General features: G+C 38.6%; 16 protein-coding genes. All 16 read left to right on the forward strand.

From position 1 onward, the window contains the following. Positions 1-11 precede the first annotated feature (11 nt). The 16 genes from CR194_RS05770 (at position 12) to CR194_RS05845 (ending at position 16,733) form a co-directional block, all read left to right on the forward strand. Positions 12-743 (forward strand): amino acid ABC transporter ATP-binding protein, encoded by a 732-nt coding sequence (locus tag CR194_RS05770; protein ID WP_269845695.1) that lies wholly within the window; start codon positions 12-14, stop codon positions 741-743. 120 nt (positions 744-863) lie between these two features. Further along, positions 864-1,934 (forward strand): M42 family metallopeptidase, encoded by a 1,071-nt coding sequence (locus tag CR194_RS05775; RefSeq protein WP_110608653.1) that lies wholly within the window; start codon positions 864-866, stop codon positions 1,932-1,934. A 187-nt stretch (positions 1,935-2,121) separates the two neighbouring features. Continuing rightward, positions 2,122-2,565 carry a HEAT repeat domain-containing protein gene (locus CR194_RS05780; protein WP_110608654.1) on the forward strand — a complete coding sequence of 148 codons (444 nt, stop codon included), beginning with the start codon at positions 2,122-2,124 and terminating at the stop codon, positions 2,563-2,565. A gap of 116 nt (positions 2,566-2,681) precedes the next feature. Then, the gene (locus tag CR194_RS05785) at positions 2,682-4,379 is read left to right on the forward strand and encodes an acyl-CoA dehydrogenase (RefSeq protein WP_199228125.1); all 1,698 of its coding nucleotides are present in this window, start codon (positions 2,682-2,684) and stop codon (positions 4,377-4,379) included. A 108-nt stretch (positions 4,380-4,487) separates the two neighbouring features. Beyond that, entirely contained in the window at positions 4,488-4,898 is a 411-nt protein-coding gene (locus CR194_RS05790) for a general stress protein (protein ID WP_110608655.1), read from the forward strand. Between the two features lie 206 nt (positions 4,899-5,104). After that, the gene (locus tag CR194_RS05795; protein WP_146035914.1) at positions 5,105-5,959 is read left to right on the forward strand and encodes an alpha/beta fold hydrolase; all 855 of its coding nucleotides are present in this window, start codon (positions 5,105-5,107) and stop codon (positions 5,957-5,959) included. Between the two features lie 323 nt (positions 5,960-6,282). Beyond that, the gene (locus tag CR194_RS05800; protein ID WP_110608657.1) at positions 6,283-7,257 is read left to right on the forward strand and encodes an ABC transporter ATP-binding protein; all 975 of its coding nucleotides are present in this window, start codon (positions 6,283-6,285) and stop codon (positions 7,255-7,257) included. Further along, positions 7,244-8,017 (forward strand): ABC transporter permease, encoded by a 774-nt coding sequence (locus CR194_RS05805; RefSeq protein WP_110608658.1) that lies wholly within the window; start codon positions 7,244-7,246, stop codon positions 8,015-8,017. The genes CR194_RS05800 and CR194_RS05805 overlap by 14 nt, the downstream gene beginning before the upstream one ends. Positions 8,018-8,248: 231 nt before the next feature. After that, the gene (locus CR194_RS05810) at positions 8,249-8,980 is read left to right on the forward strand and encodes a hypothetical protein (protein WP_110608659.1); all 732 of its coding nucleotides are present in this window, start codon (positions 8,249-8,251) and stop codon (positions 8,978-8,980) included. 160 nt (positions 8,981-9,140) lie between these two features. After that, the gene (locus CR194_RS05815) at positions 9,141-9,545 is read left to right on the forward strand and encodes a GntR family transcriptional regulator (protein ID WP_110608660.1); all 405 of its coding nucleotides are present in this window, start codon (positions 9,141-9,143) and stop codon (positions 9,543-9,545) included. Then, a complete protein-coding gene (locus CR194_RS05820) occupies positions 9,532-10,422 on the forward strand; it encodes an ATP-binding cassette domain-containing protein (RefSeq protein ID WP_110608661.1) in 891 nt (296 codons plus the stop codon). The genes CR194_RS05815 and CR194_RS05820 overlap by 14 nt, the downstream gene beginning before the upstream one ends. Continuing rightward, positions 10,406-11,308 carry an ABC transporter ATP-binding protein gene (locus tag CR194_RS05825; protein ID WP_110608662.1) on the forward strand — a complete coding sequence of 301 codons (903 nt, stop codon included), beginning with the start codon at positions 10,406-10,408 and terminating at the stop codon, positions 11,306-11,308. Before CR194_RS05820 ends, CR194_RS05825 begins: the two co-directional genes overlap by 17 nt. After that, a complete protein-coding gene (locus tag CR194_RS05830; RefSeq protein WP_110608663.1) occupies positions 11,301-12,554 on the forward strand; it encodes an ABC transporter permease in 1,254 nt (417 codons plus the stop codon). Before CR194_RS05825 ends, CR194_RS05830 begins: the two co-directional genes overlap by 8 nt. 385 nt (positions 12,555-12,939) lie before the next feature. Further along, on the forward strand, positions 12,940-13,974 hold the full coding sequence (locus tag CR194_RS05835; RefSeq protein WP_110608664.1) for an ABC transporter ATP-binding protein: 1,035 nt from the start codon (positions 12,940-12,942) through the stop codon (positions 13,972-13,974). Then, a complete protein-coding gene (locus CR194_RS05840; RefSeq protein ID WP_110608665.1) occupies positions 13,949-14,929 on the forward strand; it encodes an ABC transporter ATP-binding protein in 981 nt (326 codons plus the stop codon). Before CR194_RS05835 ends, CR194_RS05840 begins: the two co-directional genes overlap by 26 nt. 55 nt (positions 14,930-14,984) lie before the next feature. Continuing rightward, on the forward strand, positions 14,985-16,733 hold the full coding sequence (locus CR194_RS05845) for an ABC transporter substrate-binding protein (protein ID WP_110608666.1): 1,749 nt from the start codon (positions 14,985-14,987) through the stop codon (positions 16,731-16,733). Positions 16,734-16,844 lie beyond the last annotated feature (111 nt).

The raw sequence follows: 16,844 nt of genomic DNA on the forward strand, positions 1-16,844 counted from the left end.
AGGAAGTTTTTATGAAAGAAATGATCCGTGTTGAAAAATTAAATAAGTCCTTCGGAGATTTACACGTACTAAAGGACATTGATTTAACAGTAAATGAAAAAGATGTTCTTTGTTTAATTGGAGCCAGTGGTTCAGGTAAAAGCACCCTGCTCCGCTGTTTAAACTTTCTAGAAATCAAAGATGACGGCGTGATTATTTTTGAAGGAGATCAAATTGAACCAAAGACCCACAACTTAAACGAAGTGCGGCAAAAAGTGGGGATGGTCTTTCAACACTTCAATTTATTTCCTCATAAAACCGTATTGGAAAATGTGACAGAGGCCCCATTGATGGTCAAGAAAACAAACAAAGCTACTGCCGTAAAAGAGGGGAAAGCCCTCTTAGAGAAGGTCGGATTAGGTGATAAATATCATGTCTATCCTTCAAAGCTCTCAGGAGGTCAAAAACAACGGGTAGCTATCGCCCGTGCCCTAGCCATGAAACCTGATATTATGCTGTTCGATGAGCCAACTTCTGCGTTAGATCCTGAACTGGTGGGAGAAGTTCTCGAAACAATGAAAGATCTTGCTAAAGAAGGGATGACGATGATCATTGTCACCCATGAAATGGGATTCGCGAAAGAAGTGGCTGATTACACGATCTATATGCATGAAGGCCGTATAGTAGAAAGAGGCGAATCTAAAGCATTTTTTGAACATCCTAAGGAGGAACGTACAAAAGAGTTTTTAAGTAAAGTCTTATGAATCTCCATGTTAGAAATTAAAGGCGCCGTAAATTTACGACGCCTCTATTCTTCGTTAAATATTTCGTTTTCCTAAATAAAAAGGTATAATTTAGCTAAATATCAGAATGGGGGATCAATCATGCAAAAATTACTTGAAACACTTACTGACTTACACGGGCCATGCGGACATGAGCAACCCGTTTCCAAATGGATAAGGGACAACGTGACTTCTCTAGTAGATGAAGTCAGTGTAGATGCATTAGGAAACGTCATCGCTACAAAGAACGGCAATCAACCTGGACCTTCCATGGTGATGACAGCTCACATGGATGAGGTAGGATTTATCGTTAAGAAAATTGAGAGCAGTGGACTCATTCGCTTCGAAAAATTAGGAGGGAATGATGATCGCAACTTATTAACGCAAAAGGTTCAAATTAGAACGAAAAAAGGATTGCTCATTGGAGTGATCGGAAGCATTTCAGCTCATTTCGCAAAATTTGATGATGCTAGCCGTGTTAGGAACCATCGACAGTTATACATAGACGTAGGTGCTAAAAATAAACAAGACGCCATGGATTTAGGTGTAGAAATTGGTTCACCGATTACTTGGGCGCCGAGTATTGATTATTTAGGGAATGAAGCAACGGGTCGATTTGTAGGGAAAGGATTTGACGACAGAGCCGGATGTGCAGTTTTAATTCAAGTTTTGCAAGAATTAGATCAAGCTGATTTTTGCGGGAAACTGACGGCGATATTTACCGTTCAAGAAGAAGTAGGATTGCGAGGGGCCCAAGTGGCAGCGCACCAAGTGGAAGCTGACGTTGCTATTGCTATTGATACGACAGCTGTTAGCGACACACCTGAAGAAACGATGGACGATACGCTGGCAATAGGAGAAGGAACAGGTATTAAAGTCATGGACTTTAGTTTAATCTCTCACCCAGCCGTGAAAGATCACCTAGTTGATTTAGCAACCACCAACAAGATTACATATCAAATGGAGATCTTCCCAGGAATAGGAACCGATGGAGGGGCTATGAGTCTGTCTAAGCAAGGCATTCCAACAGGTGTGCTGTCCATACCTTCTCGCTATGCCCATTCGCCTGTTGAAGTGATCGATATGACAGACTTGCTGGCTACAAAAGATTTGCTGAAATTATTTATTTTGTCGTTAACGGAAGAATCTTCTTTTTTATTTATTGAAGATTAGTCTATGCTAAAGACGATTTAGAAAACCTACCCGCGACCTTTATGTTATTTTTTTTCAAATCAATATCAAAATTAAACTAGAAACAAAATTAGGATGAATAAGACTGATATTCATGAAAAGATGGTACAATAGAGAATAGAAAATTCTGTATCAGAGTTTTACCATGAGATGAAAGGGATTGAATAGTTTGAGTACTAACGAAACAAGAACAGATTTACCACCAAATTTCGCCGAATTAAAAAAATCCGTAAATAGAAAAGCCAACTGGCGTGAGCGATTAGATGCTGTGGAAGAACTAGGGAATTGGAAGAACCGCGAAACGATTGAATTGTTGCATCACAGCATGAAAGGTGATCCAGTTCATAGCGTGCGCTTGGCCGCATATCGCAATCTTCAAGACATAGGCGAAGACGTATCGATGCCCGAGCGGAAAAATGAAGATCCAATAAAAGGAACGAAAAAGATTCTAGTAAGAATTAAAAAGAGTCTACCTAGAGATCATTCATACGAGGATTTCAAAGAAAAAGTCAAAAAGATGCGACTAGATTTATACGATACGTATGAAGGTGAAAAAGGACCTGAATTTGATGCATGGTTGAAAGAAACATGGTCAGAACTAAAAACTAGATAATCCTAAAAAACTTAGAGAATGACATTCTCTAAGTTTTTTTATTTAGCAGGAGATTCTACCCCTCCATATCGAATAGATATGAATGATGATTCATTCATAAATAAGGAGGGGTTAGTTTGTTATTTATCAATCCGCAAAAATATCAATCGCGTGCTAACGATAACGAAACAACGAATGTCATGAACAAAACGATTGAATTCTTTGAACGTAAAGGACTGGCCAAAATCAAAGAGGAAGATCAAGGTTCACAATGGTATAAGGATTTTATCAATTTTATCAAAAAGGAACAAATTTTTGCTACCCTACTTACACCATCGGGGACAGGTGAATACGATTCCCGCTTTGATCTTTCTAGAATTTGTGACTTCAGTGAATTATCAGCATTTTACGGTTTGTCTTATCAATACTGTTATCAAGTGACGATTCTAGGACTTGGACCTATTTGGATGTCAGACAATGATTCAGTGAAAGAGAAAACAGGACAATTATTAAAGGATGGAGGGATCTTTGCCTTTGGTATGTCTGAAAAAAAACATGGCGCAGACCTATACTCGAATCAAATGAAGCTTCATAAACAGGAAGATGGTCTCTATAGAGGGAGTGGTTCGAAATATTATATTGGCAATGCTAACGAAGCGGCTCTCGTCTCCGTATTTGGAAGAATAGCAGAGACGGATGAGTTCGTGTTCTTTGCCGTGGATCCTAAGCACTCGAATTATCACCTAAAAAAGAAAATCCATACTTCAGGTGTAAGGTCCGCCTATGTAGGTGAATTTGCTCTAGACGATTATCCCGTACGAGAGAGTGATATCTTATCAACAGGAAAAGATGCGTGGGATTCTTCTTTATCAACGGTGAATATAGGCAAATTTCAACTTGGGTTTGCCTCGGCAGGCATATGCCAACATGCCTTTTATGAGGCTATAAATCATGCGGATGAGAGGATATTATATGGGCAAAAGGTGACGGACTTCAGGCATGTAAAGCAGTTGTTTACTGAGTCGTATGCGAGAATCTGTGCTATGAAATTATTTGCGTTGCGAGCTGTTGATTACTTCCGTTCATCTTCTGAGAAGGATCGACGTTATTTGTTATTCAATCCGATTCAAAAAATGAAAGTTACAAAAGAGGGTATGAATGTCATAGACATGCTTTTGGATGTTGTAGCGGCTAAAGGATTCGAGCAGGACACCTATATGGAGTCGGCTATTCGTGATATCGGTATGATCCCTAGATTAGAAGGAACGAGTCATGTCAATATGGCTCTAGTGATTAAGTTCATGGAGAACTATTTCTTTCATGACGAAACCTATCCTGAAATTCCAATCCGTCGCGATGCCAAAGATGATTCAAATCTTTTCCACCAGACGACAGGGAAGCTTTCACAAGTCACTTTCCCAAATAATCTAAGTTGTTATGAGGGAGTGGAGTTACCTAATGTGCGTATTTTCTTAGAACAAGTCAAAACATTCCGGGGCATGCTTGAAAAACATCCGCTCACTAGCCAACAACAGCAAGATAAAGCATTCATGCTTCACTTAGGAGAATTATTTACTTTAACCGTATACGCCCAACTCGTGTTGGAGAACGCTAAATTGTATGATGTGAATGATGATTTAGTAGATTATATTTTCACATTTATGATCCGGGATTTTGCCCAATTTGCGTTATCACAGCTATCCTCATTTGAACATACAGAGGGCCAGACAGCTAATTTCGAACAAATGCTCAAAAGACCTAAGCTAAACGAGGAACGTGACGAAAAAATATGGATAGAGGACATTTTACCTTTAAAAGGGGAGTTCAAAGACTAAGGTCAAGGTTGAGTCGTTGGTGAAATGTGTCTTGGTTTAAAACTCCTCACAAAGGGAAGAGCTTACCTAGTACTAGATTCAAGGAAGTTATAGAGGAGGACATCGATCATGAGAACAGATATTGTAGGAGTTTACAATAATGTAGATGAAACGATTCAAGAGATTCAACGCCTACGTGAAGAAGGTAAACAACCAGAGCAGATCACGATTGTAACGAAAGAAGATTATAAATTAGTGGAGGTAGCAAGAAAAACTGATGCCCATACGAAACATATGGAAAAGTTCGGTACAGATGAAACTCAAGAAGAAAGTTTTTGGGATAAAGTAGTGAACTTGTTCAAAGGTCATAAAGATCTATCCAATGATACTAAGAGTAGATTAACCCAATTAGGTCTAAGTGGCGACGAAGCTGACAAATATGCTTCAGGGATTGACGAAGGGAAAATTCTTATTATCACTGAAAGTTTAGGAACAGTCCCGCTAACGTCTACGGAAGATCCAACTCGCAAACCAGAGTAGTATTTTTTGAAAACAACAAAAGAAGATATTGCAATATCCAAAAGGCTGTCAACAATGACAGCCTTTTGTTGTGCGGTTTTTCTTGAAACGTATTAGATAGCTGATAGAGCCCTGTTTTTACCATAAAATTCGGTCTCTAGTACCTTGAGTAGGATGGTATACTTAATATTTGAGTAAAGAATATTTATTTAAATTATTTAGACAACTTGAATGAGCGTAACAGAAAGGAAGAACTTATGTCTTTACCTGATACTGAACTAAACCACCAGATATTTGAAAATAAAAAGTTACCTAAGGCTCCATGGGTAGTCCTTCTTCATGGAATCGGAGGCAATTCGCGAATTTGGTACAAGCAGATCAAGCATTTCAAAAAGTGTTTTAACGTCATGACCATTGATCTACCAGGACATTACCCTAATCCTTCGATGGAAAAATGGGAGGAAGGATATTCATTCGATTTATGCACCGATATGATTGTCAATATTATGGATAAACATCATATTAAGAAGGCCCATTTTATCGGTATTTCACTAGGATCGGTTATCATCCACCATTTAATAAAACGCTATCAAGACCGAATGTATGCAGCTGTTTTAGGCGGTATGATTTTGAAATTCAACACTTTTTCTAAAATACTACTGTCAGCCGGTCATATGGTAAAAAAATATGTGCCATATATGTGGCTCTATCAAATGTTTGCCCATATCATGATGCCAAGAAATAATCACAAAGTTTCCCGTTCAATGTTTATAGAAGAGGCGAAAAAAATGAAGCAAGAGGAATTTTTCAGGTGGTTCGAGATGACGAAGTATGTTCAAACAATCTCTGAAAATATCCAAAAATATCACGTGCCCCGACTATACATCTCAGGCAGCGAAGACCATTTATTTATTAAGTTTTTAAAGGAACATATCCCAAGTGATCAAGCAAGTCAATTAATAGAGTTAGAAAATTGCGGTCATGTATGCAATCTTGAGAAAAGTGCAGAATTTAACGAACAAGCCATTTCATTTCTTCAAAAGTATAATGAGAAAGAAGATACAGCCAGTAGAGGCGCATAGTCGTCTTTACCCGATGAAAAAAGAAGGAGCCTCCAAAAGTATACCTTGGGGGCTCCTTCTTTTTGCTTCTTGTCTGAAGTTCCTCCAGTTTGCAAAGGTTTACGTCTTGATTAATAGAGGTGTGCTACAACGTTATCACCTACCTAGCATGACCCTTTTCCCAACACGATAGTTATCTGAAATTCTTCTTGATACGTAATTCAATCTCCATCTGGAGTCTGAGATAAGTTCCTCCTTAAGCAAGTGTAATTCTCAGACTTTTCAAATTATACTAAGATTGTTGAAAGATTTAATCGCAAAATGCTTGAAAGGGTGAAGGGCTCGTGGAAAAGGTCATTGAAGTAAAAAACATTAGTAAGACGTATGTGAAAAGGAAAACGAAAGAGTCTATTACTGCCGTCAACGATATTTCCTTTGACGTCTATCGGGGCGAAGTTCTAGGTTTATTAGGACCAAACGGAGCTGGAAAAACGTCGACGATAAAAATGATTTGTGGTTTGTTAGCCCAGGATCAAGGTTCTATCCATATTAACGGGATGGATGTTCGAAAAGATCGATTAAAGGCATTGCGTCATATTAGTGCTGTCCTTGAGGGAAATCGCAACCTTTATTGGAGATTGACGGTTCGTGAGAATATGGAATATTTCGCTGGCAATCGAGGCCGATCACGAAGGGAAATGACGAATCAGATTGAGAAGCTCATCATCCAATTTGGGCTTAAAGGAAAAGAAAATGAACTCGTCAATGGGTTGTCACGAGGTATGCAACAGAAACTGGCCATTGCCGTAGCTTTATTAGCTAACACTGAGGTGATCTTACTTGATGAACCAACGCTTGGACTAGATGTTGAAATAAGTTACGAATTACGCGAAATTCTTAAAACGATTGTAAAAGAGGATCGCCGGACGATTATCATTAGCTCTCATGATATGCCTGTTGTTCAAGAACTTTGCGATCGGGTAACGATTATTAATCAAGGAACGGTTATCGTAGACGAAAAAGTCAACAATTTACTCGAATTATTTGAAACTAGAGCATATTCAATTAAACTAGGTAATCCTTTAACCGAGAACCAAGAAAGTCAGCTTTTATCCACATTTCCTTTATGTACGTATAAGAGGGGCCCACTGCAAGCACTTGTAGAGGTAAATTTAGAACGAAGTGATGATATTTATGATCTCATAGAAATTTTCAAAGCTGAAAGAACAATCGTGGAGAGCATTGACCGGGCATCCATTGATTTTGAGCAGGTGTTTATGAAAGTCGTGAAAGGAGAAAGAAACTATGCGATGGCTTAATTTACTGAAAGCAAATGTTCGAATGGAATACATTGAAATGAAACGCTATTTGCCAAATACACTCGCATTGTTGCTTACTTTCTATATCATTTTCCTTGCAGCCTTTTTTGGAATTATGTTTGTCGGTGACCCTGCTAGTTTTGATGCTAATGTTCAATATTCGATCGTAAGTGTCGTGTTCTGGAGTTTAACCATGATGACGATGAATTTCATTGGTTTTTCTGTGGTGACTGAGGCCATGCGTGGAACACTTGAACAATTGTATATGTCACCAATGGGCGTATGGAAAATCATGCTTACTAGAATGATAGGACAATTTGTGTTGCAATCGGTTTTGATGACTCTTCTACTGTTTGCCGCCATGGGCACCTCAGGCCAGTGGCTAAATTTAAATCCGATGACAACAATACCAATTATTCTCGTTACCATGGTAAGCATGATCGGTGTTAGTTATATGATTGCTGGATTAGCGATTATTGTGAAGCAAATACAAGCATTTTTACAAATATTTCAATTTATCTTAATGGGCCTCGTATTTATCCCTTTATCTGTAGCCCCCATGCTTGTTTTTGCTCCATTTGTAAAAGGGGTAAATATGGTAAGAGAAGTGATGATCAACAATCTTACCCTTACCCAAATGCCGTGGAGTGATTTTGGTGTCTTAATCCTAAATTCATCCGTTTACTTAGTAATAGGACTCTTTGTCTTCCACCTGTGCGAGAAAATTGCTATGAAGAAAGGTCTGCTAGGACAATATTAAATGTTGTATGGAAGAGATCTTAAGACACGTTCTTAAGGTCTTTTTCTATTTGCTTAAAGTATTACAGATGCTCATTCTAGGCTAGCAAAACTTATACATTTATACCTTCCCTCATCTTATATTCACAAAAAAAAGTGAAATGGATACTTGTAAAAACAAATATAGGTGTGTTAGTGTGTATATAGATATAAACAGTTGGTGCGCACACTTTAACATCTGGGAGGGTTAAAAATGAATTGGCGGCATTGTAAAACATTAATCTTATTTGAATTAAAGGAAACACCTTTACATTACTATTTATTAAATGTCATGACAGCTTTAATATTCGGATGGTTATTCGCTGAAGTTTTGCCTGGTTTCCTTCTAGAGGAGCCAACTACGATGATTGTTGATTTTTTACTAGTCATCGGCATTGGAGCAAATATTTACTTGTTTCGATATTACTCATTTTCCATTAAGGAAGTAAAAAGTAATTTCTATGTGGCCCCTGTTCAAATCCTTCTTAGGCAGATCCCATTTTCAATTAAGACAGTCATCATCTCTCGTTTTCTAACGATATGTATGCTGAGCTTCACTTCGAGTTTAATCTTCTTAGTTTCTTTTTATTTCTTCCTGTCAGGAGGAGAAATCGCCACATTATTTCCAAATTATCTTTCATTTTCAGCGGTTTGGATCTTGATGGTGTTAGGGAATGCAGGATTTATCGTAGCAGCTGAACCAGGTGCTACTATGACAAAATTATATATTTTCATATTTAATGCCATTGTTCTAATTTGTCTTTTAGGAGCTTTGTTACTAATTAGATTTTCTACTGATCAATTCCTTTTAGAATGGATATTAATTGGAGTATCTGAAGCGCCAATCTTGCTTCCATTAATGATTTTGCCAGTAAGTATGCTGATGTTATTCCTATGGAGCCTGTATATGAAAAAATATATGCTTAAAACTGATTATCACGTATAGAGAGGAGAATGACAATTGAAATACGTAGCAGTAAAGATTGAGAGAGAACTGTTTTGGTCCCGTTCGATAGTGACCTTTCTTCTTAGCAATTTCAGCGTCATTCTAAGATTTCTATATTGGAACAGTAGTAGGCAATCGAGATTGAAAAGAGTGGATCATTATGTCTAACTCATTACCTATTCAAATAAATGAAAAAAGCCGGACACCAATTTATGACCAAATTGAATCTCAAATTAAAACCTTGATTGTAAGTGGAAATCTTCCTGCTGGAACTGGTCTTCCGTCCATTCGTAAACTTGCTACGGCGTTGTCATGCAGTGTCATTACCACACGTCGCTCCTATCAGAACTTGGAACAGCAAGGATACATTAAGACCATTCAAGGCAAAGGGACGTTCGTAGCTGAAATAAACTTAGTAGATCAAGATTCTGAGAAAAAACAAACAGTAAAAGTCGCATTAAAAGAAGCAATCCATACAGGGAAAAGTTATGGCTATACAGATGAAGAATTATTAAACTGGTTTGAAATCTTATTAAAGGAGAGAAAAGACGATGATTCAGTTTAAGGAAGTAGAGAAATATATCGATGATCAGTTTAAGCTAGGACCCATAAATTTTAAAGTTGAACCTAGTACAGTTACGGCTTTAATTGGGAATAATGGAGCTGGAAAAAGTACTTTCATTCGACTTCTTACTGGGATGGTTTTTCCTGATGGAGGAAGCATCAATCGTTTTGATGAAAAGGAAATTGATACAAAGTGGAAAGAAAAGATGGCGTATGTTCCTCAAACAAGCATCGGTTTTGAAAGATTTACGTTGAAACAACTTACTCATCTGTATAAAATTGGTTATGAGACATGGGATGAAGATGAATTTATGAGGTTAACCCTGCGTTTTCAACTACCAATGACCAAGCGATTTGATTCTTTATCGGTAGGTATGCAAAAGCTAGCCCTTCTAATGTTAGCTCTTTCTCGCAATTCGAAAGTACTTGTCATGGATGAACCTCTTTCAGGAGTCGATATGGAAAGTCAAGAAATGATGCGAGATGAATGGGTCTCGTACTTAGAAGCAGATTCAGGAAGATCGATTATATTTGCCAGTCATGTACCTGAAGAAGTAAAAGAATTTGCTGACTATATCGTTTGCATGAATCAAGGTCAATTGACGGGGTCTTACGAAAAAGATCAACTCAAGCAAAATTATGGCCGAATCTGGGCGCATGGAGACGCCAAAAAGGTTCGAAACTTCTCAGAGGTTGTTAACGTACATCATGATGAACGTTTGTGCGAGATTACCACTAGAGACATGGAGAAAACGGTGAACAGTATTAGAAATGAAGATTACGAGATTGTGATGCAAAAGGGACTAGATTTTTCAGAAATATTACGTTTACTGGTAAAAGAACAAGGAGGAGAAAGAAATAATGACATTAGAAATTAATCATTTAAAGAAGCGTTTTGATGAGCACCAAGCTGTAGATGATATTTCACTATCTGTGAATAAAGGTGATATGTTCGGAATGCTTGGAGCTAATGGAGCTGGTAAAACGACCACTTTTCGTATGATTTTTGGTCTAATTGATCCGACTGCTGGCTCTGTAACATGGGATAAAGACCGTCTGTCTTATAAGCGGACGCATCTAGTAGGCTACCTACCAGAGGAACGAGGGTTATTTCCTAAACTGACGGTAAAGGAACAATTAATCTATTTAATGAGATTGAACAACATGAAAAAGCCGGATATCTTGAGAGAAATGCGACATTGGCTCGACCGGTTTCAAGTGCCCGAGTACGAGAATAAAAAAATAGAAGAATTATCGAAAGGTAACCAGCAAAAAATACAATTTATGGCTGCAGTTATTCATAAACCAGAGCTATTAATTTTAGATGAACCGTTCAGCGGACTTGATCCTGTAAATTCAGATATGTTAAAAGAAGCCGTTCTAGATATTCAGAAACAAGGAACAACGATCGTCTTTTCCAGTCATCAGATGAGGAATGTAGAAGAGTTATGCGAGGATCTCATTATGCTAAAAAGGGGGAAAGCCGTTCTTCAAGGGAATTTAAAAACAATTAAACGCTCTTATGGAATGAAAAGCATTAGCATTCGAGCCGACTATGATTTAGATTTCCTTCATTCTGTTCCAGGTGTTTTATCTTTAGATAAACGTAAAGACGGGGCTATAGTGAAAGTGGAAAGTGAAGATATCGCTGAGAGTATCTTTCATCACATTGCAAAAAAGGGCTTTGTTCGGAAGTTCGAGGTAGAAGAACCGTCACTCCATGATATTTTTATAGATAAGGCAGGTGAAGACGCTCATGAATAACTTCTGGACAACTTTCACGCATACAGCTTCAAGAAGGTTGAAATCGAAAGCGTTTATATTTGCTACAGGGATCATGGCTTTGTTGATAATTGGTATTCTTAATTTAAACAATATCTTGGGAAATTTCGAAAGTGAGGAAACCGAGGACACGCCAAATATTGCCGTTGTTGATGAAACAGAGAATGGTGGACAGTTTGGAGCCATGTTAGAATCCATGGAAGATGGTTCATATAATTATGTTCATTTTCCTGACGGTAGTGTTGATGACGCCATTGAAGAAGCGTCTGGAGAAGACTATGAATATGCCCTGGCTCTTTTTGGCCATCCGAGTGATTTACAAGCAGAGTTCTACGGGGAAGGTTCTGATTTCAGAGTAGGTCAAGAGGTGAACCAAGATGTTCAGCGTGCCAAAGAAACGCTAGTCACCTCAGAATTAGATTTGAATGAAGAAGAGTTAGCCATGATTTTTAATCCGGTCACTTTCTCTGAACTCCCTTTAAGTGAACAAGGGGAAGTGCAAACGCAAGAATCACATATGCAGGCTTATTGGATGGTCTATGGTCTTGTATTTGCGATCTATCTGATTGTCATCACATTTGGTTCCATGATCGCTACAGAAGTGGCGACTGAAAAATCTTCTCGCGTTATGGAATTAATTGTTTCCAGTGTTAACCCCGTTACTCAAATGCTTGGGAAACTAATGGGAATTGGTTTAGCTGGAATGGTGAATTTAACCATCCTTGCTGGAGCTGTATGGTTAGGTTCTTATATGAGCGGGGAAGAATTTCTTCAAATGATTTTCACTGAAGTAATCGATTATTCTCTAATTATTTATGCCCTAGTATTTATTATTCTTGGTTACTTTGTTTATGGTGGAATTGCAGCTATGCTTGGCGCTCTAGTCAGTCGAGCCGAAGAGGTAAACCAAGCGATTCAACCATTGATCTTTCTTGCTATGATCGCGTTCTTTATTTCCATGTATGGACTGAACGCACCAGATACAATGTTTATCCAAGCTTTGTCTTATATTCCTTTCTTCACCCCGCAACTTTTATTCCTTCGCATAGGGATGGGAACGGTACCTATCTCGGAAGTAACATTAATTATTGCCATCCTCGTAATCAGTGCGATTCTAATAAATGTACTTGCGGCACGTATATATAAAGGCGGAGTTCTTATGTACGGGAAATTTTCTTTTAAAAACGGCATTAAACAAGCATTGAAAATTTCTAAAAAAGAAAACTGATCAAAAGGTTCGTTCGACAATATCCGACAATTATTATATAAACAAAGTGATTAGGTCTCCTATTTATTTAACAGGAGGCCTTTTTTATGCGGAAAAAACACCGTAAATTGTCTAATTATGCAGTATTATATACTTTTTATATAGGATTACACAGGGATAAAATCGAGACCGAAAGTATAAAGATAAAACGTATATAAGTTTTTCAAAATTCTAAAAATTGTATTGCATTAATTATGATTATATAGTATTTTTATTTCTATACAGTAGATTTCCTATTTTGACATTTCAATACATATCTTAAGAATGACTATGTCATGATCAACCTATTAATCTATATCACTCAAGTGGGACGTTATATCCTTCAAACAGTTAGGGGGAGAGACTTTTGAATAAACCAGTGCTCGAAGTAAACCATCTCAGTACGCACTTTTTTACGGACCGAGGGGAAATACCTGCGGTAGATGATGTGAGCTTTGCTATTCATGAAAAAGAAGTATTAGGAATAGTAGGCGAATCTGGCTGTGGAAAGAGTGTGACTTCTCTATCAGTCATGGGTCTTGTACCGAATCCTCCTGGTAAAATAGTCGCGGGAGAAATTTTGTTTCGACAGCAAAAAGCTGGCAATGAAGTAGATGAAGATTTGGTTAAAATCAGTAAAAAAAGACTAAGAAGGATTCGCGGAAACCAAATAGCGATGATTTTTCAAGAACCCATGACTTCTCTTGACCCTTTGTTTACAATCGGCTTTCAGATCATTGAAGCTGTGAAGTTACACCGGAAAGTAACAAAAAAACAGGCTCGACAAATAGCTGTAGATAAATTGAAACTGGTGGGAATCCCTCGTCCAGATGAAGTGGTTGACGAATACCCACATCAATTATCTGGTGGCATGAGGCAGAGAGTAATGATTGCGATCGCCATGTCTTGTGATCCTGAAGTTCTGATCGCTGACGAACCAACGACCGCTTTAGATGTAACCATTCAAGCACAAATATTAGAGCTGATGAAAAAATTAAATAAAGAAAAAGGAACGGCGATTATGATGATCACTCATGACCTTGGTGTGGTAGCAGAAATGTGTGATCGAGTAGCAGTGATGTATGCAGGTAAGATTGTGGAACAGGGAACAGTTCGAACCATTTTAAAGGATCCGAAGCATCCCTATACTCGAGGGCTCATTCGCTCTTTACCTAAAATGCATGAACGAGATAAACGACTTTATTCTATTCCCGGAAATGTACCAAAACCGGGGTCGATTCAGAATGGGTGTCGGTTTGCTCCACGATGTGGTGACGTTTTTGATCGGTGTCTCAAGGAAAACCCGGAATTATTACCATTGAACGAGGGACACCATTGCCGTTGCTTCCTCTATGAAAAGGAAGGAGCCACTGTCCATGCCGAAACCGTTGCTAGAAGTTAAAGGCTTAAAAAAATTTTTCCCGGTGACTGGTGGAGTTTTCTCTCGGAAAATTGGAGAAGTAAAAGCCGTCAATGACGTTTCTTTCGAAGTCTATGAACGAGAAGTGTTAGGGATTGTAGGGGAGTCTGGATGTGGAAAATCAACCACTGGAAAAGCCTTGCTCCGATTAATCGAACCAACCGAAGGAGAAGTGATTTTCGACGGTGTGGATATCACCAAGCTCGATGATGAGGAAATGAGAAAAAAAAGGCGAGATATGCAAATTATCTTCCAAGATCCATACGCTTCTTTGAATCCACGCCATAAAGTAGAGAAAATTCTTGGAGAACCGCTGCTTATACATGGGATAGGTGACAAAGAGGAAAGGCAAAAAAAAGTACGAGATATATTGGAAATCGTCGGGCTGCCTGGTGAACACGCCAACCGCTATCCTCATCAGTTTAGCGGCGGTCAAAGACAAAGGATTGGTATTGCTCGAGCGCTCATTGTCAATCCGAAACTTATCGTTTGTGACGAACCTGTTTCCGCATTAGATGTCTCGATTCAATCACAAATATTGAATTTAATGGAAGACCTTCAAGAACAATTTGGTCTTACTTATGTATTTATCGCTCACGACTTAAGTGTTGTTAGACATATCAGCCATCGCATTGGAGTGATGTACTTAGGAAAAATGGTTGAATTAACAGGGAACGAAGAACTTTATAACAATCCGCTTCATCCGTATACTAAATCATTACTATCTGCCGTTCCTAATCCTGATCCAGATGTTAAAAAGGAACGAATGATTTTAGAAGGAGATGTTCCTAGCCCCTCCAACCCACCTTCTGGATGTGCTTTTCACACTCGCTGTCCGGATTGTATGGATATATGCAAACAAGTCCGTCCTGAATTTCAAGAATACTCTGATAACCATTTTGTAGCCTGTCATTTATATAGCGAGGAAAATAACTAAATGACTAGCTACAGATTTACATTAGCACTACCACAAATTTAAAGGGGGAAAAGTAATGGGAATGAGAAAGGCTTGGTTACTTCTTCTAGCATTGGTCTTCGTTGTTGGATTAGCCGCCTGCGGCAACAACAATGAACCAGTGGATGCAGGAGAAAACAACGATGAAGTGAATGCAGGCAACAATGATGTTGAGGGAGCGAACAATAACGCTGAAGAGGCCAACAATGATGAGGCTAACAACGATGGAAACAACACGAATAACGAAGCTAACAATGAAACAATGGCTGAGGATCAAACACTGATCTTTGCCAGAGGGGGAGATTCAGTAAGTCTTGACTATGCAAGTGTAACCGACGGAGAATCTTCTCGTGTCACGCAACAAATTTACGAGTCACTTTTGCAGTTCGATGAAGATTCGTTTGAAATTGGTCCAGGCCTAGCAGAAGATTGGGATGTTGAAGATGATGGGCTGCGATTTGTTTTCCATTTGCGAGAAGGGGTTACGTTCCATGATGGAACAGATTTCAACGCTGATGCTGTTAAATTAAATTTTGAGCGCTGGGCAAATCCTGATCACGAATACCATTTCGCCGATGAAGGTTATGCTTACAGCGTTTACGGAACACAATTTGGTGGTTTTGAAGGTGATGATGGACACGTCATTGAGGAAATAAACGTACTTGGAGATTACGAAATAGAGTTTGTATTAAGAGAAAGGCTAGGCTCTTTCTTACAAAACATGGGTATGAGTTATTTTGCGATCACATCTCCAGCAGCATTTGAAGAGTATGGAAGCAGTATTAACGAAAACCCAGTTGGAACAGGACCATTTAAATTTATTAGTTGGTCCAAGGATGACAGTATCGTATTAGAAAAAAATGAAGATTATTGGCAAGAAGGTTTACCGAAGCTTGATTCAGTTATTTTCCAAGTCATCCCAGACAACTCTGCTCGTCTGACTGCTTTAAGATCAGGAGAGATCGACATTATGGACGGACTGAACCCTGATGATGTTGAGGCTATTGAAGGGGAACCAGGGATAACTATGTTTGAACGTGCTACAAACAATATTGGTTATTTAGGATTTAACGCAGATAAAGAACCGTTTGACGATCCTGTTCTAAGAAGAGCTTTGAATCATGCCATTGACAAAGAATCATTAATTGCCGTTCTTTATGCTGGCTTAGCGGAACCTGCGAAAAATATTATTCCACCTCTTTATTTAGGCTATAACGATAACATTGAACCATATGAATATGATCCCGAGTTGGCGCAGGAATTACTTGAAGAAGCTGGCTACGGCGACGGTTTAGAATTTGATTTATGGACCATGCCAGTTGCTCGTCCATATATGCCAGATCCTCAAAGAGCTGCTGAAGTTATGCAAGCAAACTTCGCTGATATTGGAGTAACAGCTAATATTGTTTCTATGGAATGGGCCACATATTTAGAGCGTACTGAACAAGGGGAGCAAGATTTATTCATGCTTGGCTGGTCTGGTACGAATGGAGACCCTGATTATTTCTTTGGAAATTTGTTACATTCTGATGCCATTCCAGGAGGGAATAGAAACTTCTATCGCAACGACGAAGTGGATGCTCTTTTAGACCAAGCAAAAACAAGCATCGATGAAGAAGAGCGTGCAGAATTGTACGAACAGGCTCAAGAAATCATTCATGAGGATGCTCCGATGATTCCGTTAGTTCATTCTATTCCTGTTTTAGCTGGTAATGAGCGAGTTAAGAATTATGTGCCTCACTTATCTACTAGTGAGCCATTAACGCACGTTGAATTAGCAGAGTAATCACCGATTCAATTAAGGGCAGTTAGAGATTTCATTCGGGTTCTCCCGTTACTCTTCTCGACTGCCCTTTTTTTAGAAAAAAACGGGTGAAACTCTCTCTTGATCTACATA

This window comes from Salipaludibacillus keqinensis, from assembly GCF_003226325.1.
Lineage (GTDB): Bacteria > Bacillota > Bacilli > Bacillales > Salisediminibacteriaceae > Salipaludibacillus > Salipaludibacillus keqinensis.

Excerpts from the sequence above, each read along its gene's own strand:
- CR194_RS05770 (WP_269845695.1), top strand. The coding sequence starts at position 12 with ATGAAAGAAATGATCCGTGTTGAAAAATTAAATAAGTCCTTCGGAGAT.
- CR194_RS05775 (WP_110608653.1), top strand. The coding sequence starts at position 864 with ATGCAAAAATTACTTGAAACACTTACTGACTTACACGGGCCATGCGGA.
- CR194_RS05790 (WP_110608655.1), top strand. The coding sequence starts at position 4,488 with ATGAGAACAGATATTGTAGGAGTTTACAATAATGTAGATGAAACGATT.
- CR194_RS05805 (WP_110608658.1), top strand. The coding sequence starts at position 7,244 with ATGCGATGGCTTAATTTACTGAAAGCAAATGTTCGAATGGAATACATT.
- CR194_RS05810 (WP_110608659.1), top strand. The coding sequence starts at position 8,249 with ATGAATTGGCGGCATTGTAAAACATTAATCTTATTTGAATTAAAGGAA.
- CR194_RS05815 (WP_110608660.1), top strand. The coding sequence starts at position 9,141 with ATGTCTAACTCATTACCTATTCAAATAAATGAAAAAAGCCGGACACCA.
- CR194_RS05820 (WP_110608661.1), top strand. The coding sequence starts at position 9,532 with ATGATTCAGTTTAAGGAAGTAGAGAAATATATCGATGATCAGTTTAAG.
- CR194_RS05825 (WP_110608662.1), top strand. The coding sequence starts at position 10,406 with ATGACATTAGAAATTAATCATTTAAAGAAGCGTTTTGATGAGCACCAA.
- CR194_RS05830 (WP_110608663.1), top strand. The coding sequence starts at position 11,301 with ATGAATAACTTCTGGACAACTTTCACGCATACAGCTTCAAGAAGGTTG.
- CR194_RS05840 (WP_110608665.1), top strand. The coding sequence starts at position 13,949 with ATGCCGAAACCGTTGCTAGAAGTTAAAGGCTTAAAAAAATTTTTCCCG.
- CR194_RS05845 (WP_110608666.1), top strand. The coding sequence starts at position 14,985 with ATGGGAATGAGAAAGGCTTGGTTACTTCTTCTAGCATTGGTCTTCGTT.